Source organism: Desulfosporosinus sp. OT, from assembly GCF_000224515.1.
Classification (GTDB): domain Bacteria; phylum Bacillota; class Desulfitobacteriia; order Desulfitobacteriales; family Desulfitobacteriaceae; genus Desulfosporosinus.
The window spans coordinates 43,571-63,710 of sequence record NZ_AGAF01000167.1 but is presented as its reverse complement, the minus strand read 5'-3'; the positions used below and the strand labels follow the sequence as shown (position 1 = coordinate 63,710).

Annotated in this window: 18 protein-coding genes and 1 pseudogene; 15 read left to right on the top strand and 4 right to left on the bottom strand. The window is 45.7% G+C overall.

Annotated features, from left to right (window positions below; translation table 11 throughout):
• The first annotated feature begins 50 nt into the window (after nt 1-50).
• The 11 genes from DOT_RS15825 to DOT_RS15785 all read left to right on the top strand — a co-directional run bounded on the left by DOT_RS15825 (nt 51) and on the right by DOT_RS15785 (nt 13,639).
• Complete coding sequence (locus DOT_RS15825; RefSeq protein ID WP_009620791.1) at nt 51-1,310, top strand: polysaccharide deacetylase family protein; 1,260 nt, start codon at nt 51-53, stop codon at nt 1,308-1,310.
• Nucleotides 1,311-1,610: 300 nt separating this feature from the next.
• Nucleotides 1,611-2,894 carry a trigger factor gene (gene tig / locus DOT_RS15820; protein WP_009620789.1) on the top strand — a complete coding sequence of 428 codons (1,284 nt, stop codon included), beginning with the start codon at nt 1,611-1,613 and terminating at the stop codon, nt 2,892-2,894.
• Nucleotides 2,895-2,936: 42 nt separating this feature from the next.
• Nucleotides 2,937-4,205, top strand: a complete 1,269-nt coding sequence (gene clpX, locus DOT_RS15815; protein ID WP_009620787.1) for an ATP-dependent Clp protease ATP-binding subunit ClpX — start codon at nt 2,937-2,939, stop codon at nt 4,203-4,205.
• Between the two features lie 176 nt (nt 4,206-4,381).
• On the top strand, nt 4,382-6,127 hold the full coding sequence (gene lonB / locus DOT_RS15810) for an ATP-dependent protease LonB (protein ID WP_009620780.1): 1,746 nt from the start codon (nt 4,382-4,384) through the stop codon (nt 6,125-6,127).
• Between the two features lie 108 nt (nt 6,128-6,235).
• Entirely contained in the window at nt 6,236-8,668 is a 2,433-nt protein-coding gene (gene lon, locus DOT_RS15805) for an endopeptidase La (protein ID WP_009620779.1), read from the top strand.
• Complete coding sequence (locus tag DOT_RS30540) at nt 8,656-8,796, top strand: hypothetical protein (protein WP_157998470.1); 141 nt, start codon at nt 8,656-8,658, stop codon at nt 8,794-8,796. Before lon ends, DOT_RS30540 begins: the two co-directional genes overlap by 13 nt.
• Before the next feature lie 4 nt (nt 8,797-8,800).
• Nucleotides 8,801-9,394: a ribosome biogenesis GTP-binding protein YihA/YsxC gene (gene yihA / locus DOT_RS15800; RefSeq protein WP_040412426.1), complete on the top strand. Its 594-nt coding sequence runs from the start codon at nt 8,801-8,803 to the stop codon at nt 9,392-9,394.
• Nucleotides 9,391-9,648, top strand: a complete 258-nt coding sequence (locus tag DOT_RS29805) for a hypothetical protein (RefSeq protein ID WP_139024227.1) — start codon at nt 9,391-9,393, stop codon at nt 9,646-9,648. Before yihA ends, DOT_RS29805 begins: the two co-directional genes overlap by 4 nt.
• 554 nt (nt 9,649-10,202) lie before the next feature.
• Nucleotides 10,203-10,862: a flavodoxin family protein gene (locus DOT_RS15795; RefSeq protein ID WP_009620777.1), complete on the top strand. Its 660-nt coding sequence runs from the start codon at nt 10,203-10,205 to the stop codon at nt 10,860-10,862.
• Between the two features lie 226 nt (nt 10,863-11,088).
• Nucleotides 11,089-12,312 (top strand): MFS transporter, encoded by a 1,224-nt coding sequence (locus DOT_RS15790; RefSeq protein ID WP_009620776.1) that lies wholly within the window; start codon nt 11,089-11,091, stop codon nt 12,310-12,312.
• Nucleotides 12,313-12,640: 328 nt separating this feature from the next.
• Nucleotides 12,641-13,639: a sodium:calcium antiporter gene (locus DOT_RS15785; protein WP_009620775.1), complete on the top strand. Its 999-nt coding sequence runs from the start codon at nt 12,641-12,643 to the stop codon at nt 13,637-13,639.
• On the opposite strand, the gene DOT_RS15780 is transcribed toward DOT_RS15785, so the two are convergent.
• Complete coding sequence (locus DOT_RS15780) at nt 13,605-14,483, bottom strand: DMT family transporter (protein WP_009620774.1); 879 nt, start codon at nt 14,481-14,483, stop codon at nt 13,605-13,607. The genes DOT_RS15785 and DOT_RS15780 overlap by 35 nt on opposite strands.
• Nucleotides 14,484-14,732: 249 nt before the next feature.
• Nucleotides 14,733-15,473: a LysM peptidoglycan-binding domain-containing protein gene (locus DOT_RS15775; protein ID WP_009620773.1), complete on the bottom strand. Its 741-nt coding sequence runs from the start codon at nt 15,471-15,473 to the stop codon at nt 14,733-14,735.
• Nucleotides 15,474-15,658: 185 nt separating this feature from the next.
• Between DOT_RS15775 and DOT_RS15770 the strand changes: the two genes are divergently transcribed.
• The 4 genes and pseudogenes from DOT_RS15770 to DOT_RS29795 form a co-directional block, all read left to right on the top strand.
• Complete coding sequence (locus DOT_RS15770) at nt 15,659-16,441, top strand: TIGR04086 family membrane protein (RefSeq protein WP_009620771.1); 783 nt, start codon at nt 15,659-15,661, stop codon at nt 16,439-16,441.
• Nucleotides 16,442-16,635: 194 nt separating this feature from the next.
• On the top strand, nt 16,636-17,772 hold the full coding sequence (locus DOT_RS15765) for an acyl-CoA dehydrogenase (protein WP_009620769.1): 1,137 nt from the start codon (nt 16,636-16,638) through the stop codon (nt 17,770-17,772).
• A gap of 17 nt (nt 17,773-17,789) precedes the next feature.
• Nucleotides 17,790-17,945 carry a hypothetical protein gene (locus DOT_RS29800; protein WP_157998468.1) on the top strand — a complete coding sequence of 52 codons (156 nt, stop codon included), beginning with the start codon at nt 17,790-17,792 and terminating at the stop codon, nt 17,943-17,945.
• Nucleotides 17,946-18,062: 117 nt separating this feature from the next.
• A pseudogene (locus DOT_RS29795) lies at nt 18,063-18,158 on the top strand (nitroreductase family protein); the annotation flags it as partial.
• Between the two features lie 174 nt (nt 18,159-18,332).
• Here DOT_RS29795 and DOT_RS15760 read toward each other — a convergent pair.
• Both DOT_RS15760 and DOT_RS29790 read right to left on the bottom strand, forming a co-directional pair.
• Nucleotides 18,333-19,559: an NADP-dependent malic enzyme gene (locus DOT_RS15760; RefSeq protein WP_009620767.1), complete on the bottom strand. Its 1,227-nt coding sequence runs from the start codon at nt 19,557-19,559 to the stop codon at nt 18,333-18,335.
• A 20-nt stretch (nt 19,560-19,579) separates the two neighbouring features.
• Entirely contained in the window at nt 19,580-20,080 is a 501-nt protein-coding gene (locus DOT_RS29790; RefSeq protein WP_139024226.1) for a hypothetical protein, read from the bottom strand.
• Nucleotides 20,081-20,140: the final 60 nt, after the last annotated feature.

Sequence of the window (20,140 nt, the reverse complement as noted above, 5' to 3'; positions counted from 1 at the left end):
TAGTGCTTTTGACTCTATGGTGCTATAAATATGAGTATGAGGAGAAAAGCATGAGCTTGGGATATATGCTTTTGAGTTTCGTTCTGGGGTTACTGGCATTATATACGGTCATTCCTGATTTGCTTCTGCACCGCTTGGGAATAGGGAGTTGGAAACGTCAATTTAGTCCGGGCGTTGCTCTGACCTTTGATGATGGGCCTGATCCGGAATTTACCCCACAGGTTCTTGAGGTTTTAAGAAAGCATCAGGTATGTGCTACGTTTTTTGTGGTTGCGGAAAAGGCCAAAGAGTTTCCGGAACTCATTCGGCGGATCAAAGATGAAGGACATCTAATCGGAGTGCACTCCCTTAATCACCGCTATGCTTGGTTTGCCTCTCCTTGGAGAACTTCTCAGGAATGGACGGAAAGCGTTCGTATTTTAGAACGACTTTGGGAGGATAGAATAACATGGATGCGCCCACCTTGGGGGACCTTCAATCTTATGACATGGTGGTGGCTTAAGCGACACAAGATGCGTGCTGTGTCCTGGAATGCCGAAGGACATGACTGGGAGGCCCGACGGACGCCGGAAGAAATCACTGAGCGAATTCTTAAGGATACAAATGAAGGGACGATCATAGTTCTGCATGACAGTGGCGGAGAATTCGGTGCTCGAAAAAACTCGATCTTAGCCTTGGAGCGGTTGTGTGAACAGATAGTTCGGGAGCTGAAGCTGCCTATTGTTCCTTTGGAATTTCCAGATTGGAAGCTAGGGAAAAGATTAACGTTTCGAGTCTGGGAAAAGTGGGAGCACTACTATGCGAAGAGACACAGTGTTGAACGAATTGATGCCGCCAATATTTTTCGTTTAGAGAAGAGTATGTATGGTGGGCCTAAGCTGCATGCCGAAGATGGGCAAATATTAGCTGAAAAAGGGGACCTGGTGGCTGAAATCCATTTCGATAATATTCGGCTACAAGCAAAGGGTCAGGATATGCAGCAGACTGCACTCAAAGCCATGCACCAAGTCCGTGAATCTTTGCCGGGTTTGGCTCGGTATGTGGCTCAAGAGCGGACTTATGACAACATAAAGGTTTTTGTAGCCCAGACGTTATTTCACCGGGGGGTTAAACGATTTGGGTTTAATGTACAGGATTTACCGGACACCCTGAAAAACCGAGGGATTGTTTGGCTACAAAAAATGATTATGCGTGTTTATCATCCAGCTGGGAAAAATCGCAACAATGAGCGACTTGGGAATAAGACAATGTTGGTGTGGATAAGTAAAGAGAAGCTAGAGCGGATTTTTGAATTTGATTACGGAGAATAAGTCTGGTATAATTGGCTAGGAAATTTGTTAGATTTAGCTCCAAACGTTGTAAATTAAAACGTTGACTCGTAAAAGGGGGAACGAAATGTTCCCCCTTTAGGTAGATTTTAGGTTATTATACCGAATCTGAAAAGAATTTTTGGCATCCAGCCATCCTTGGCTAAGGTTTGGTACAAGCAAGTTTCTTTGATGTATTTGGCTTAAGTAGGGGTTTGTAGTCTTGAAAAATCGGTAAGACTATCGAAGTGTCCCGCAGCTGCCTTGCACATAGAGTAAATAGTGTTTTAAGGGGGAGAATATATGTCAGTTACAGTTGAAAAAACAGAAAAAAATATTGTCGCTTTAGAAGTGACCGTTGAAGCTGAAAAATTTGTCGCTGCTGTAAACCAAGCTGCGAAGAATTTAGCGAAGAAAGTTAATGTTCCAGGGTTTCGTAAAGGTAAAGCACCCCGCCGTATGGTTGAACTTCATCTAGGGAAGGAAGCCCTTTATGATGAAGCATTGGATCAATTGATTGGACCTGCTTATGCTGATGCTGTTGTCGAAAGTGGCATCGAGCCAGTGGACCGTCCTGAAGTAGACTTGGTACAAATTGAAGAGGGCAAGGACCTCATTTTCAAAGCAAAAGTCATGGTGAAGCCTGAAGTTGAATTGGGAGAATATAAAGGTCTTCACATTGAACAAGATGCAGCTAGCGTAACAGAAGAGCAAGTTATGGAAGAACTGAAAAACAAACAACAACAACATGCCCGCCTTATAACCCTTGAAACCGGTACAGTGGAAAACGAGGATACCGTCACCATTGACTTTGAAGGCTTAAAAGATGGTGTTCCTTTTGTAGGTGGCAAAGCAGCGGGTTATGAATTAGTTATTGGTTCGGGTACCTTTATTCCAGGTTTTGAAGAAGGTTTAATCGGAGCTGAAGTTGGACAACATGTTGATGTCAACGTTACCTTCCCCGCTGAATATCATAGTGCAGAGCTGGCAGGGCAGGAAGCAGTCTTTAAAACAGACATCAAGAAAATCCAACGCAAAGAATTGTCGGTGCTTGATGATGAATTTGCCAAAGATGTCAGTGAATTTGAGACACTGGATGAATTGAAAACCGATTTGCGGAATAAATTATTGATGCATAGTGAATCACTGGCTAAAACGAATCAACTTAAGACGGTCGTCTCTAAAGTAGTTGACAATGCTAGCGTCGAAATTCCTGAAGTGATGGTTACTGAAAGAATTAAGGTAATGATGGATGACTTAAGTCGTAATATCGCTCAGCAGGGAATGACACTTGAACAGTATTTCATGTATACTAATTCGACTGAGGAAGTTATGAAGGAACGCCTGCGTCCTCAAGCTGTGGAAAGTGTCAAAACTGATTTAGTTTTAGAAGCTATTGCCAAAGCAGAAGGAATTGGGGTCACGGAAGACGAAGTAAACGAAGAGATTAAAAAACTTGGTGAGCAATACAAACAAGATGCTCAATTGCTCAAACAGTCCCTCATTGCGCGTGGGGAGCTCGGGTTCTATAAACAAAGTTTGATTAGCGAGAAGACGGTCAACTTTTTAGTAGAGCAGAACGCATAAGACAACGGCGTGAGGGAAATTCTGAGGTATAGAGGTGAGAGGATGGCAAAGTACACTGACGACAAAAATCAACTAAAGTGTTCATTTTGCGGTAAGACTCAGGAGCAAGTCAAGAAGTTGGTTGCCGGTCCAGGCGTTTACATTTGTGATGAATGTATTGAACTCTGCAACGAGATTATTGAAGAAGAGTTAACTGACGACTTGGGCGTTGAAATCGGGGATATACTGAAACCGAAAGAAATTCGGGCAATTATTGATCAATACGTTATTGGTCAAGAACAAGCCAAGAAGTCACTTTCTGTCGCAGTATACAACCATTACAAACGGATCAACCTGGGCATGAAAATTGATGATGTTGAATTGCAAAAGTCAAACATCGTTATGCTGGGACCCACAGGTTCAGGAAAGACTTTGTTGGCCTCGACTCTAGCTAAAGTTCTTAATGTTCCCTTTGCTATTGCGGATGCCACTTCACTCACAGAAGCAGGTTATGTTGGTGAGGACGTAGAGAATATCCTACTCAAATTGATTCAAGCGGCTGACTATGATGTCGAAAAAGCGGAAAAAGGTATTGTATATATCGACGAAATCGATAAGATCGCTCGTAAGTCTGAAAACCCTTCCATTACACGTGATGTATCTGGAGAAGGGGTTCAGCAGGCATTGTTGAAGATTCTTGAAGGGACGGTTGCTAGTGTGCCCCCGCAAGGTGGTCGTAAGCATCCTCATCAGGAATTTATTCAGTTGGATACCACCAATATCTTGTTTATTGTCGGCGGAGCCTTTGACGGAATTGAAAAAATTATTCAAAACCGATCGGGTCAAAAGACCATGGGTTTCGGCGCCAACATTCAAAACAAAGCGGATCGGAAGATCGGCGAAGTTCTGAAAGAAATTTTACCGTCAGACCTGCAAAAATTTGGGCTAATCCCTGAGTTTGTTGGACGTCTGCCCGTAATTGTAACCCTTGAGGCACTGGATGAAGCAGCGTTGGTTCGTATCTTAACTGAACCTAAGAATGCCCTGGTTAAGCAATATCAAAAGTTGATGGAGCTTGACGGTGTAACCTTGGAGTTTAAAGAGGCGGCACTCGCCTCGATTGCTACGGAAGCGATTCGCCGGAATACCGGAGCACGCGGTCTGAGGGCTATTGTTGAGGAACTCATGCTCAATGTGATGTACGACCTACCTTCACGCAATGATGTCATGAAATGTGTCATTACGCATGAGGTAGTCCTGAAGAAAGAAGAACCTTTGCTCGTTATGACGGATAAAGTCAAAAAAGGCAACAAGAAGGAAGAGTCTGCTTAGGCGAGGTTTGAGTTTAGTTGGACTTCATCTAAATAAGTGTCCTAAAAATATAAAACACCGGAGTAGCTGTTGAGTTACTCTGGTGTTTTTATTGTACTTTGCCATTTTGATGTTTTATTTTCCACCCTGTGGCAATACTAACACAAGGGATATTACAGGGAGGAAATGAGTACATGATGAATGGTCTAAGTGGAATAGTCATGGTTGTCCAGTTGGTTTTCGCCGTTGTTATCGGGCTTTATTTTTGGGGTATGCTCAAGACTCAACAGGGAAATAAGGTCTCGATTGAACGAGAGTCACGTAAGGAACTTGAAAAATTACAAACTATGCGCAGGATTGCTTTAACTACTCCTTTGTCTGAAAAAACACGTCCAGTTCATTTTGATGAGATTATCGGGCAAAAAGAGGGGATCAAAGCATTGCGAGCTGCTTTATGTGGTCCGAACCCACAACATGTCCTGATCTATGGAGCTCCTGGTGTGGGTAAAACTGCCGCAGCCCGGTTAATCTTGGAAGAAGCTAAAAAGAACTCTCTGTCTCCGTTTAAGGAAAACGCTCACTTCACTGAAATTGATGGAGCAACTGCCCGCTTTGATGAACGAGGGATCGCCGATCCTTTGATTGGTTCAGTGCATGATCCGATATACCAAGGGGCCGGAGCCATGGGCTTAGCGGGAATTCCTCAACCAAAACAAGGGGCGGTTACCAAAGCGCATGGCGGGCTGCTTTTTATTGATGAAATAGGAGAACTTCATCCAATTCAAATTAACAAACTTTTAAAGGTTTTAGAGGATCGCAAAGTAATTCTTGAAAGTGCCTATTATAGTTCTGAAGATCCCAATATTCCCCAACATATTCATGATATTTTTCAAAACGGCCTGCCCGCAGATTTTCGCCTTGTGGGGGCAACGACACGCAGTCCTGAAGAAATTCCGCCAGCGATTCGTTCCCGCTGCATGGAAGTCTATTTTCGAGGCTTGCTTCCCGACGAAATCGCGGAAATCGCTCAAGTGGCCGCGGCAAAGATGGAAATGCCCATTACCCCGGCTGCGCTTGAGGTCATCAAACAGTTTGCCGCTAATGGCCGTGAGGCCGTTAATATGGTCCAGTTAGCAGCCGGAGTCGCTTTAACAGATCAGTTAGCGCAGGTCGACGTGGATATTGTAGAATGGGTCGTCACAACCGGGCAATATGTGCCGCGGCCCGATAGAAAAATACCGACCGAAGCTAGTATGGGAGTGGTTAATGGTCTGGCCGTATACGGACCCAATATGGGAATGCTTCTGGAGTTGGAAGTAACTGCCCTGCCGGTAGCTTCGGGCACAGGTGTGCTTTTGGTGACCGGAATCGTCGAGGAAGAAGAACAAGGGAGTGAAGGTAAGAAAACACGCCGCAAGAGCATGGCTCGCAGTTCAGTGGAAAATGTCTTGACCGTTTTAAGGCGGCAAATGGGAATTGAACCTCGGAACTTCGATCTGCACGTGAATTTTCCAGGCGGCGGGCCTGTCGATGGACCATCCGCCGGGATTGCTATTGCGACGGCAATCGTATCTGCAATTCGCCAGCAAAAGGTGGATAATTACATAGCTATGACTGGGGAACTTTCTATTAGAGGACGTGTCAAACCCGTGGGTGGTGTGGCAGCTAAGATTGAAGCAGCGAAGCAGGCCGGATGCCAACGGGTACTGATTCCCAAGGAAAACTGGCAGGAACGCTTTGCGGAATTAAACAGAGAAATCGAAGTTATACCAGTAGAAGAACTCTCTCAGGTTTTAGAATTATCCATTGCCTCAGATATTAAACTTGAAAAGACGGAGATGCGTCCTCCACTTGAAGAGGTTTTAAATTGTCTGGATTTAGCACTTAACAAAGTCGTAAACAACGTAGCCCTGAATTTGCCTGAACGGGGCAAAACATGTTAGAATAGTTCAAGAATAAGTTTGGCACACTAGCTCTAGTGTGTCTTTTTTGCGAATAATGGTTTGGTGTACGACTGATTCTCGTTTATTTTTTCAATAGGGGGGATATTAGTGACAAAAGAACGCGAATTACCGTTACTCCCGTTACGTGGAATTTTAGTTTTCCCGTATATGGTTATTCATCTGGATGTAGGTAGAGAACGCTCCATGGCTGCGATTGAGGAGGCCATGCTCAGTGATCGAATTATTCTTTTGGCTTCCCAAAAGGAGACAGAGATTGATTCACCAAACCCAGACGATCTGTATTCTATGGGTACGGTAGCAGAAATCAAGCAACTTTTAAAACTTCCCGGAGGCACCATGCGTGTCTTGGTTGAAGGTATTTCGCGGGGGCGGGTACTCGAATTCTTAGAGGAAGACAAGTATTTCAAGGTACGCGTCGAAGAATTTTCTGAGGAAAAGAGAGCCCTTACGACGGAATTAGAAACGTTAATTCGCGGCATGACTCATCAGTTTGAAGAGTATGCTAAGCTTAGTAAACGCGTCCCTGTAGAAACCTTAGGAACGGTTTTAGCGGTGGAGGAACCAGGCCAATTAGCCGATATCGTAGCTTCCCACCTTAACCTTAAAGTGCCCGATAAGCAAACGATTCTGGAAGCAATGGTGATTGAGGTGCGTTTGGAACGTTTGACAGAACTTATAATGCGTGAAATCGAGATCATGGAATTGGAACGACGGATTGGTCAACGAGTACGCAAGCAAATGGATAAGGCACAAAAGGAATACTATTTACGGGAGCAAATGAAAGCCATCCAGAAAGAACTTGGGGATAAAGATGAGCGTCTGGTTGAGGCAGAGGAATACCGAGAAAAGGTAGCTAAGGCTAAGTGCCCCAAAGAGGTTGAGCAAAAAGCACTCAAAGAAATTGAACGCCTTGAAAAAATGCCTCCGTCCTCAGCTGAGGGTACGGTTGTACGTACTTATCTAGACTGGATTCTCGCCCTTCCTTGGGGAAAGGCATCGAAAGATAAGATTGATTTACAAAAGGCTGAAGATATTTTAAACGAGGATCACTACGGTTTAGAGAAAATAAAGGAACGGATTCTGGAGTTTCTGGCGATTCGCAAACTGACACCCAAAATGAAAAGTCCGATTCTATGTTTAGTAGGTCCGCCGGGAGTTGGCAAAACATCCTTAGCTAAATCCATTGCCCGGTCATTAGATCGCAAATTCGTACGTATGTCCTTGGGCGGGTTACGAGATGAGGCTGAGATTAGAGGGCATCGCCGCACATATATCGGGGCATTACCCGGACGGATTATTCAGGGGGTTCGGACGGCAGGGACACGCAATTCGGTTTTTCTCCTGGATGAAATAGATAAGATGACCTCAGATTTCCGGGGGGATCCCGCTTCTGCTCTGCTAGAGGTTCTTGATCCTGAACAAAATAGTACCTTCACAGATCATTACATGGAAGTTCCTTTCGATCTATCGCAAACACTTTTTGTGTTGACCGCCAATACATTGCACACGATTCCTCGTCCACTCTTGGATCGGATGGAGGTCATCACCCTCAGTGGGTATACAGAAGATGAGAAGGTCAATATTGCTAAGCGTTACCTCGTACCAAAGCAGATGGAATCACATGGACTAAAACCAGATGTCGTAACCATGGATGACGAGGTTCTTCTCAAGCTGGTTCAGGGCTATACGCGAGAATCGGGAGTACGGAACCTAGAACGAGAGGTAGCTAATCTTTGTCGTAAAATAGCCATTCTCTGGGTGAAAAAGGAATGGGAACCGCATGCTTTGACAGTTGAAGATCTCGGGAAAGCGCTGGGTGTGCCTCGTTACCACTTCCAAGTAGCGGCGAAGGCTCCTGAAATCGGTGCTGTAACGGGATTGGCGTTCACGGAAGTCGGTGGAGTCGTTTTAACCGTTGAGGTAACTCCATTGCCAGGCAAAGGAAGACTGACGTTAACTGGTCAATTGGGAGATGTGATGAAAGAATCCGCCCAAGCGGCTTGGACCTTTATTCGAGCCTATGCACTTGAACTGGGAATAGAAGAAGACTTTTATGATCGCACAGACCTCCACATTCATGTCCCGGAAGGCGCTATTCCTAAAGATGGTCCTTCCGCTGGAGTAACCATGGCAACGGCGATGGCCTCTGCCCTGTCCAAGCGAGCGGTGCGCGCAGATCTCGCCATGACTGGTGAAATAACCTTGCGTGGCAACGTTTTGCCTATCGGTGGTGTAAAAGAAAAAGTCTTGGCAGCTCATCGGGCTGGAAGTAAAGTCGTGCTCCTTCCAGAGGAAAATCGCAAGGATCTGGAAGATGTGCCGGAGAATGTTCGTAAATTGCTGGAATTCCACTTTGTTAGTCGGATTGAAGACGTGCTGAAACTTGCTCTCTTACCGCTGGCCCATTCGGATGAAGTTCCCGGAGCAGATGTTTCAGTCCCAAGTCATTCCGTCTTTACTAAAGAGGGAATACCAGTTACAGATTCAAGACCAGAGGAAGCGCCTGTGTGGAAATCGTAAGCGCGGATGAACGATTAAGAAGAGGTCACATTGCACCTTCGACCGGTTGCATGGCGTTGGGTTATGAATTAATTAGACAGATGCCCAGTATCAGGGCATCTGTCTATCCGTTTTTAGAAAGATGGTGAAACCTTGATAGTTATCCGGAAAGCAGAATATGTGGCGTCTGCTGTTAAACACGATCAGTACCCTGTCGGTGGCTTACCCGAGATTGCGATGGCTGGACGGTCAAATGTGGGTAAATCCTCGCTAATTAACAAATTTCTAGGGCGCCGTAACCTTGCGCGGACGGGGAATACACCCGGAAAAACGCAAACTCTCAATTTCTACAGTGTCAATGATGCTTGGTTTCTTGTCGATTTACCGGGTTACGGCTATGCTAAAGTCGCCAAGACAGTAAATGCACAATGGGGTCCTATGATGGAAACGTATCTTAAGAAGCGGGAGTCGCTGCGGGCGGTGCTTCAAATTGTAGATATCCGCCATGCGCCGAGTATCGAAGATATTGAAATGCAGCAGTGGTTACGTACGATGGAAGTTCCAACCTTGGTTGTAGCGACGAAGGTAGATAAGGTTTCGCGTGGACAGTGGCCCAAACACTTGAATGTTATAGCCAAGGCGTTAGATGTTCCAGATGTCTCTCTGATTCTGCCTTTTTCAGCTGAATCGGGGGTCGGGGTAAAAGAATTGCACGAGGCGTTTGAAGAGATTCTGGGACTTGTGTGACACAGCGCTCGGTGCCTACGACGCAGAGCAAACTAACCGTTCAAGCTCCCGGCTATGGGGAGCGGGGTTCATCCTACGCCGGAAAGTATTCCTTTCGGGATCGCGGCTTCGGCGATATTAATCCTACGCCGGTAGGTATTCCTTTGGGGATCACGGCTTCGGCGATAGTCTCCACTGGAGACTATCGTCACTGGAGACTATCGTGCCAAAAGCGCCATCCGCTGGCCCGAAGACACTGTCTTCGCACGTATTAGCCTTCTTGCAGGATGGCCGAGTGTCCCTGAAGCCAAGGACGGCGAGAAGGGACCTTGGCGCATTGGCGGCAGCGCACGTCCTTGTGCGCTGCCCCGTCTTTGGGGTCGGTCGCTTGAACGGAAGTTTACTGTTCTGCTTACATAGAGACCTCACGCTCGTGTCACACTGCGTCCTGGGCTGGGGTCCGAGGAACGGAATGTGGGAGACGGCACTTTTATGTGCACCGTCAGAAATAAAGCTGGCTGGGGGGCGGGTTCTAGGTTGCATAATTTGCATGACTTTAGTTCATCGTTTGAGGTCGGTCGCCAGGGCTTACTCTACTCACACTGCGTCCGAGGTACGGAATGTGAGTGATTGAGCAGCATGGAACAGGAAAGTTCTGATGACTTCTTTAGTTTGCTTGCGGTTACATTTGTGATTAACTGTCCTTGCCATAGCTACTTTCCTTTTGCATAGTACCTTACATAAAAGTACATACTTACCTTTTGCTATGAAGTCATATATACTCAAGTAGAACATTTCTTTCGACGAATGCAATGGGGAGGTAGTAGTAATGAACGTATTAGCTATTAATGGAAGTCCGAGAAAAAATGAAAATACTGCAACTTTATTAAATAAAGCACTAGAAGGTGCGGCTGCGCAAGGAGCTAAGACTGAGCTCGTCCATCTTTATGATCTCAACTTTAAAGGATGTATTAGCTGTTTTGCCTGTAAATTGAAAGATGGAAAAAGTTACGGTAAATGTGCGGTTAAGGATGACCTGACCGCGATCCTAGAGAAAATTGATAATGCTGATGCGATTATCCTTGGTTCACCTATCTATTTTGGGAATGTTACGGGTGAGATGAGGTCATTCATGGAACGGATGACATTCCCGTACCTAGTGTATGATAAAAACTACTCTTCTCTTTTCAAGAAGAAGATACCGGTGGGCTTTATATACACCATGAATTTAGATGAGAAAACGATGCAAGAATGGGGCTACATTCCTGTTCTGAAGGGAACCGAAAATATGATTGGGCGCATTTTTGGAGCCCCTGAGGGTCCTGAAGTGCTGTATGTTACTGACACTTATCAGTTTAACGATTATTCTAAATATGTTGTGACAGGGTTCGATGAAGCTCAGAAAGCCAAGAGACGGAAAGAAGAATTTCCTAAGGATTGTGAAAAGGCCTTTGCAATGGGAGCAAGGTTCGCTGGAAATATTAAATAAGAGAAAAGCATACGGTAAGGGTTTTTCAATTGGCTGTCGTGTACAATATTACAAAGTGTCAAGCGTAAATTATTTTTAATATCGTGGCCTTGCTTTAAGGTATATTGCCTTAGAGTAAGGCTGCTTTTTAATGGAACACGACATAGGTTAGTTTTTTATGCTATCATCATCGTTATTTTTCAAGATAAGTTATCCAGTAGGATCTTTGTATGAAAAGGAGTTCAAAATGGATTCATCAAATTTAAATACAAATATGGAACTCCTGCGTAATAAATCATTTGTCTTGATTTGTTTTGCACGTGTGTCCACTACGTTAGCCTCACAGATGTTGGCTGTTATTGTAGGCTGGCAAATATATGAACTTACTAAAAGTTCGTTTTATCTTGGCCTTGTCGGCTTGGTTCAGTTCTTACCCATGGTTCTGCTTACTCTTATGGTGGGTCACGTAGCTGATCGTTATAATCGACGTGTAATTCTTACCGTTTGTCAATTTGTTGAGGGAGCAGGAGTTTTAGCCTTAGCTCTAGGAAGTTACTATGGTTGGCTCAACAAAGAAAGCATCCTAGTGATTATGTTTTTATTTGGTACTGTCCATGCGTTTGAAGGACCTACTATGCAGGCCCTGATGCCTAATTTAGTAGCTATTGAACATTTTTCGCGGGCCATTGCTTGGGCTACTTCTTTAACCCAAACGGCCGTAATAATCGGGCCGGCACTGGGCGGATTTCTCTATGTTTTTGGTCCTACGACGGTTTACTTAGTTATTAGCTTACTTTTTCTAATATCGAGTTTGTTCGCCTCTCAACTTCAAATTCGAGGGACAACTTTTAAACGTAATGAAATTAACAGGCGTTCGTTATTTGCGGGGATTAGCTTCATTCGAAGCAAATCGGAACTACTTGGGGCGATATCCCTGGATCTCTTTGCAGTGTTGCTTGGTGGAGCAACAGCATTATTACCGATTTATGCTCAGGATATTTTTTACGTCGGTCCCGTTGGATTGGGAATCCTACGGGCTGCTCCAGCTGTCGGAGCACTATTGATGTCAGCGGTTTTAGCACGTCATCCTTTACGAGAGCGTGTGGGGAAAATCATGTTTATTGCTGTCATTGTATTTGGAATCGCGACCATTATTTTTGCTGTATCAACGTCTTTCGTCTTGTCGGTCGCTGCGCTCATTGTACTTGGAGCATCAGACGTTATTAGTGTGGTTATCAGGTCCTCTCTTGTTCAGCTTAAGACACCCGATGAAATGCGTGGGAGAGTTAGCGCGGTTAATATGTTGTTTGTTGGAACCTCAAATCAACTGGGAGAGTTTGAGTCAGGATTAACTGCTTCCTGGTTTGGTACTATACCATCAGTGTTGATCGGCGGTATAGGAACTATAGTTGTAGCCGTAATCTGGATGCGGATGTTCCCTAAACTCCTTCAGGTTAAGAATCTGGAGTAAGTCCACGCCATCATGAGGCGTGCGATGGGCTTGGGTCGAGAGACTGTTAAGAAAATTAGGGAGACGGCACCTTCCATGTGAGCCGTCTCCATTTGCGTCTAAAAAGAGTCCTGTTGTCCTCTCTGAACTCGTCTCTCCCAGCCAGCCTGGAACTTCGTCGCTTACAAAAGCGAGTCTTAGTTTGATCTGTGATGACCAGGTAAGCGAGCGTTGTAAGGCTAAGTTCCCTAGTTTCATACATAAAAAAATAGCTCTCTCGTATATTTAGAGTGAGCGGGGAACTAGAGGGAAGTCTAACGTGATCTGCGAGAGGAAGGGAGAGAAATATTTGAGAGATATAGGCTTACTTATTGTGAGTTTAGGTATCATTTTGATAGGGGCAGAAGCGTTTACCAATGGGATTGAATGGTTGGGGCAAAAGCTCAAGTTAGGGGCCGGAGCTGTTGGAAGTATTCTTGCTGCTGTCGGGACGGCTTTGCCGGAAACGATGGTTCCTATTATGGCCTTTTTGAGTGGGGGAGTGGGCACAGAAGGTTCAGATATTGGCATTGGGGCTATTCTGGGTGCGCCGTTTATGTTGGCAACACTTGCCTTTTTTATCACAGGGCTCACGGCACTCTTGTTCCGTCGGAGAAATCTGCCCCTTCAGTTGGATGCTAAAGTCGTTCAACGTGACTTGGGGTTTTTCTTGTTTGTTTATACAATGGCTATTCTGGCGTCTTTTTTGCCCAGTCAACTGCTTAAGAATGGAGCGGCATTAGCGCTTCTCGCTGCTTATGGAATATATGTCTTCCTTACCTTACGCGCGAGTAAAGGGGGACATAAGCAGGAAAATTTGGCTCCGCTTTATGTGGCAACACGGACCAACAATCCGTCGCTGCTCATGATTTTAGTGCAAATCGCTTTGGCCTTAATTGCCATTGTTTTTGGAGCACGGGGTTTTGTCAACGCAGTGCAGCCTATCGCAGTGGCAATTGGAATACCGGTCTTTGTGCTCTCTTTAATTATTACTCCGATTGCCACAGAGTTACCAGAGAAGTTTAACAGTGTCCTTTGGATTCGTCGTGGCAAGGACACACTAGCCATGGGAAACTTGACCGGAGCCATGGTATTTCAGAGTTCCGTGATTCCAGCGATCGGCATTGCTCTTACGCCATGGAAATTGGATGCCCTGGCATTGTGGAGTGCGTTTCTCGCTTTAGGAGCTGCCATGATTCCTTACTTATCTCTTCGACGCAAAGGGGCGATTTTTCCGACCAGTCTCTTGATAGGAGGAGCCTTTTACTTGTTTTTCATTTTGACGGTATTTCGTTTCCCGATCCAGTAAACTCGGCGATTAACATGCCCCCTAGAACCAATCCCGCACCAGTCAGCCCTTTCAGCGTAAATACTTCACCGGCGAGGAAAAAGGCGGTGACGGCGGAAAATACGGGTTCCATAGAAAAAATGAGGGCAGTATGGGTTGAAGTGGTGAATTGCTGCATTTTGGTTTGAACAAAGAAAGCGAGTGAGGTCGCAGGAACGGCAGTCACTAATAAGGCCAACCAGGCAGTTGAGGTGAAGTGAATTGTTGGTTGAGGTAAAATTAGTGAGAAAATACCACTTAAAATGCTCACAGTAAGGATTTGGACACTGGCTAAAACTGTGGCATTTGTCTGAGGGGCATAACGTCCGACAAAGAAAATATGGAGGGCAAAGCTTAAAGCACAGACAAGAACCATGAGGTCACCCTTGTTGAGCTGAAAATGATCACCTAAGGAGAGCAAGGCCAGGCCTACTAGAGCGCTCAGGATACCCAGGAGTAGACTGGGACGCGGCAGCTTGCGAGTCGTTATAGTGACTAGTGTAGGGACAATGACGATGGAAAGTCCCGTTATAAAACCGGCGTTGGACGCGGTCGTATATTGCAGGCCAACCGTTTGCCAGGCGTACCCGGAGAACAGAAAGACCCCCAAGGGCACTCCTTTAAGTAGTTCTTTGGTGGAGATATGTGTTTTTTGAAACCAGAGAAAGGGCAAGAGGCTAATAAAGGCGAGGGCGAAGCGAATCGCTAAGAATGGAAATGGGGGCAGATCCTCAATTGCCCATTTGACGATGACAAAGGTCGATCCCCAAACTAAGGCAACTAAAAGTAACGAAAAATCAGCCCAGCGGCTTTTGTTTAGCTTCATCAAATCACTCCTACTCCTACTGTTCTTAATGTATGTAACTTGTAAAATTATTACGGAAGGAAATAAAAGAAAAGGCCATTGCGTGGGATACGCAATGGCCTTTCTGAAGTTTAACAGATTTTTACTGACTGTTGATATCATCTGACCTCTGGCCTCAGACATCCGATCTCCGACCTCTGTTAAGATGGCACAGCGGATTACGCAATTTCTAGTATAACGGAACGAACGCCAACTGGAAAGAAGAAATTTTCAACCTTTTCCTCCATCATGCGGTCCTGGCATTTCTGGGGGGTCTTCAATCGGAGTATAGATGGGTGGTGGAGAACAAGGCGGCGGAGTTGGGCAGGGGGCGCATTCGCTACAATATTGCTGCTTTGCTTGACAGAACAGATGGTAATGACGTTCCTCATCGGCTGCTATTTCCATCAGGATACATTGAATTTCTGGAATGGGTATTTTGTGGGCCAGTTCAAGATATTCCCGGTGTGCTTTGGCCTCATCCTCGATGTTCAGGTCAAGAAGTGCACAAAGTTCACTGGTATAGTTGATAAAACGGGCACGCCAATCGACCCAATGGCCACTACTTAATGACCCGTACCTGGGGTCGACCCCTAGATGGCGCAAAGCTAAAGCTAATTTTTCGAGATGCCGGATTTCGTCATAAGCAATGGGTCGTAATAAGGCATCGAACTCCGGGCGGTCAAGCAGTACAGCTTGATAAAGGTAGGTTGTGATGGCAGTTAATTCCGAATCCGTTCCTGCATAAGCCTCGTAGAGCCACAGGGCATATGTAAAATTTGGTTCGGGAATTTCCTCAGGACTCGGTTCATGAGTCTCCTGGACAGGGAGTAATAGAACTTGACCAGCATAAATGCGATCAGGATGCTTTAAATGATTGAGTTGAATGATTTCTCCCATTTCGACATGATAAGCCTTGGCGATTTTAAAAATGGTATCGCCTGCTTGCACAATATATCGTACATAATCCATTAGGACTCCTCCCTTTCACGTATCATGCTACAATATATTCCCGAAGAATGAGAGTGGTAATGGATAATTATGGCATAATGAGGAATGTATTGGACAGGTTCAACGTATTCATAGATAGAGTTTAGAAAATCACAAGAACTTAAGCGTTCGGAGTTATTAATTTAGAAAAAAGGAGGAACATAGCAATGGGTACATGCCTCTTAAGAGGAATCACTACGGCCTTGATGGTTACGGTCTTAACTCTATTTGCAGGAATTGTATGGGGTGCTATGGGTCTAGGAGGCCTAAGCACTTCACGGCTGTTGGATATTGGGCTCTTGGCAAGTTGTCTTGTAGGCGGATATCGTTCAGCTAAAGAAAGCGGTTCATGGTGGATGGGTGGGGCTACTGGAGTTGGCTATGTTGCAGTGGGGACGCTTTTGCTGGCTTTATTTTTGCCGATCCGACTCTGGGGCTTTATCCAAGTCCTTGGTGAAGGTGCAATTATTGGGTTGATAGCAGGTGCAGTTGGGGCTGGAGGTGCTAAAGGAGTAGTTTCAGGCACTTGGTCAGGAAAACGGCGTCAATCGTATTTTAAGCCTTCTTATGCAGGCTATGACTCTGATGATCATGTCAGTAGTGAATTTGATTGGGGCCCGGAGGAAAGCTTCCAAGAAAGAGAAACTGCGTCGAATTCATTTTGGGCTGAGAGATCTGAAGGAAAATTCCAGGGAACTCGTGGATCGAAGTGGGATACAGAAGAGAGTTCGGATGTTGAGTGGTCTTGGGATCAGAAGGATGATGATAGATTGCCATCCTTAGGAGCAGGGGATTCTGAAGCTTTGATCGATTGGGAGCCGGAGTTGGTTAGGAACGACGTGGTTAAGAGTGATGTAGTTAAGAGCAAATTGTTTGAGAGAAACAGGACGAGTTTGAAAAATGCGAGTGAGAACAACGAGAAGGCAGCAAGACCTTGGTGGGAGGAATAGGAGTGAGTATTACAGAATAGTTGGAACATTAGGAAGGATTTTTGTTAAATAAGAGAGAATAGTTCGATAAGTATAGAAGAGAATATTTGACATATGTTCTTGTTCTTATGTGTTTTGAAATAAGGGGTAGCTCAGAGGGGGTATTCACTCCTGCATGAGGTTTATGGAGCATAGAGGCAGAAGGGCGGCGAGGTATGGACTTTCAGTTTAACCACGACCAATTAAAGATGCAGAAAATGGTACGCGATTTTGTTCAGAAGGAAATCATTCCGCAAGCAGTGATCACTGATGAGACACATGAGTTTCCTTTAGAGACCATCCGCAAGATGGGAAAGCTCGGATTGATGGGTATTTCTATCCCGAAGGAATATGGGGGGATGGGTGCTGATTTCTTATCTTATATCTTGGCTATTGAAGAAATTGCCAAAGGTTGTGCCTCTACAGCCGTTATTACGGTCCATACGTCTGTGGAAAGTTTCCCGATTCTTTACTTTGGGACTGAGGAGCAAAAACAGAAATATCTGACCAAGCTCGTGGGAGGAGAATATATCGGGGCATTTGCTTTGACTGAGGCTAACGCTGGTTCGGATGCGTCTAGCTTGCAAACAACTGCAAGGCGTGATGGGGAATTCTATATCTTAAATGGCCAAAAGCGTTTCATCTCGAATGCGGGTTATGCGGACATTTATTTGGTCATGGCTTCTACAGACCGCAACAGAGGGGCACATGGGGTTTCCGCTTTCCTCGTTGATAAGGATACGCCGGGATTTAAAGTGGGGAAACGGGCAGAGAAAATGGGTCTCAATGGCTCGGCAACGTGTGAGTTGATTTTTGAAGATGCTCGTGTGCCTGTCGAAAATTTATTAGGAGAAGAAGGGCAAGGTTTCAAAGTTGCCATGTTTCTTTTGGACGCTGGACGAATCGGGATTGGGGCACAGGCTTTGGGGATAGCTGAAGCGGCACTTGAAGCAGCACTTGCCTATTCACAGGAAAGGGTACAGTTTAAACAACCCATTGGCAACTTCCAAGGGATTCAATTCATGCTTGCAGATATGGCCACCCAAATTGAAGCATCAAAACTACTAGTTTATCAGGCCGCCTCTCTCAGGATGGCTGGCCTTCCCTATAGCAAGGAGGCCTCGATGGCCAAGATGTTCGCGAGCGACACTGCGGTGAAGGTGACGACGGATGCAGTGCAAATTTTTGGTGGGTATGGCTATTGTAAGGAATACAAGGTTGAGCGTTATATGAGGGATGCCAAGATCACGCAAATTTATGAAGGAACAAATCAAATTCAGAGGATTTTGATTGCGAAGCATCTACGGACTTAGGGACTTGGGGGACTTGTATGACACAGCGCTCGGTGCCTACGACGCAGAGCAAACTAACCGTGAAAGCTCCTGGCTTTGGGGAGCGGGGTTCCCCCCAAAAGCGCCATCCTTGGCGCATTGGCGGCAGCACACGTCCTTGTGCGCTGCCCCGTATTTGGGGTCGGTCGCTTTAACGGAAGTTTGCTGGTCTGCTAACGTAAAGACCTCGTGCTCGTGTCATACTGCGTCCTGGGCTTGGGTCGGGGGAACGGAAAACAGAAAGAGGGAGCGCTAGGTGGACGGCACATTGCATGTGCACCGTCCTGTTTTGGGATAAACCAGTTGAACGTGAAAAATTGGAGTATGTCTTGGAAGCTGCAAGGTTGGCACCGTCTTGGAAAAATATGTAGTGTTGGCGCTCCGGTGAGTATCCTATAAAAATTTAGAAGAATACCCTCACGTCACATTTAGGACATGAGGGTATTCTTATTTTAGGCTCTTTTTCTAAATTGTCCTTGACATAGGGCCCATATTACTTTTAGGTCGTGCTCTTTCTTTTTCATGAAAAAAATAAATGAAAATTAACGGCTCGCTAAGAGACTCGTCTTTTCAAAGATCTCCTCGGGGTTCCCATGTATACGGGCCACTCCCGATTTGATAGCGGCTTGAGCAACTGCGGCAGCAACTTTAGGGGCTACCCGTGGGTCGAAGACCTCAGGAATGATATATTCAGCATTTAACTCTTCATCAGAAATGATTCCCGCGATCGCATAGGCGGCAGCGAGTTTCATTTCTTCAGTGATGTCTTTAGCACGGACATCTAATGTGCCTCTAAAGATACCTGGGAAAACCAAGACATTGTTTACCTGATTAGGATAGTCAGAACGACCAGTACCAACAACCGCCGCTCCTGCTGTTAAGGCTTCTTCAGGGAATATTTCCGGCGTCGGATTTGCCATAGCAAAAATGATCGCCCCAGAATTCATGGTGGCTACCATTTTCCCGTTCAGGACACCTGGAGCAGAAACTCCAATGAAGACATCAGTTCCTACCAGTGCATCCGTTAAAGAACCGTTGAGCTTTGCATGGTTTGTTAGCTCCGCCATCTCTTCCTGAGCCGGATTCATCCAACATTCACCAGTGCAAAGAATGCCTGCCCGATCAACCATAATTGCATTTTTCAAACCCGCTTGTAGCAATAATTTCGTAATGGCTATACCTGCGGAGCCTGCTCCGTTGAGCACTAATTTAATCTTATCGATTTTCTTATTAACAACCCTTAAGGCGTTAAGGAGTGCCGCTAAAACAACAATGGCGGTACCATGCTGGTCATCATGGAAGATTGGAATGTTGGTCTCCTTTTTCAGCCGTGCTTCGATCTCAAAACAGCGTGGGGCAGAAATGTCCTCAAGATTTATTCCACCAAAACTGGGTTCCATGGCCTTAACGACTTGAATTATTTCCTCAACATTCTTTGTATTTAAACAGATGGGGAACGCATTAACTCCCCCGAACTTCCTAAATAAGACACATTTTCCTTCCATGACAGGTAAGGCTGCCAGGGGACCGATATCACCCAACCCCAACACTGCTGTACCATCAGATACCACAGCGACCATATTACCCCGACCAGTATAGTCAAAGGCCGCGTCTGGATTTTCAGCAATCACTTTACAAGGTTCTGCCACCCCTGGAGTATAAACTAAGCTCAAATCTTCAGCAGAATTCAGTTCTGCTTTACTGACAACTTCGATTTTCCCTACCAGCTCTTTATGGAGCTTTAAGGCTCGTTCCTGAATACTGCTCATTGTTAGACCCTCCTAATTTCTCATTTGGTATGACTTAACTTGCATCGATAAGAACTAATTCGCATCTCGGAAGTCCTTATTCGGGGCAGAGCACAAGGTCCCTTCTTCGCCATCACGGCGCTTGGCCATCCTGCAAGAAGGCTAATACGTGCGAAGACAGTGTCTGTTAGAAAGGTAATCCGTGCGAAAACAGTGTTTTCGTGGGCCAGCGGAAGTGTACTACCGCCAGTGAGCCAAGACGGTGCACATAAAATGCGCCGTCCTCCCAACCTTTTCGTTCCCTGACCCAAGCCCGGGACGCAGTGTGACACGAGCGCGACGTCTTTACGTAAGCAGATTAGCAAACTTCCGTTCAAGCGACCGACCCCAAATACGGGGCAGTGCACAAGGAAGTGCACTGCCGCCAATGCGCCAAGGTCCCTTCTCGCCGTCCTTGGCTTCAGGGACACTCGGCCATCCTGCAAGAAGGCTAATACGTGCGAAGACAGTGTCTTCGGGCCAGCGGATGGCGCTTTTGGCACGATAGTCTCCAGTGGAGATTATCGCCGTAGGCGGTTCTTTAAAAGAATGCTATCGCCGAA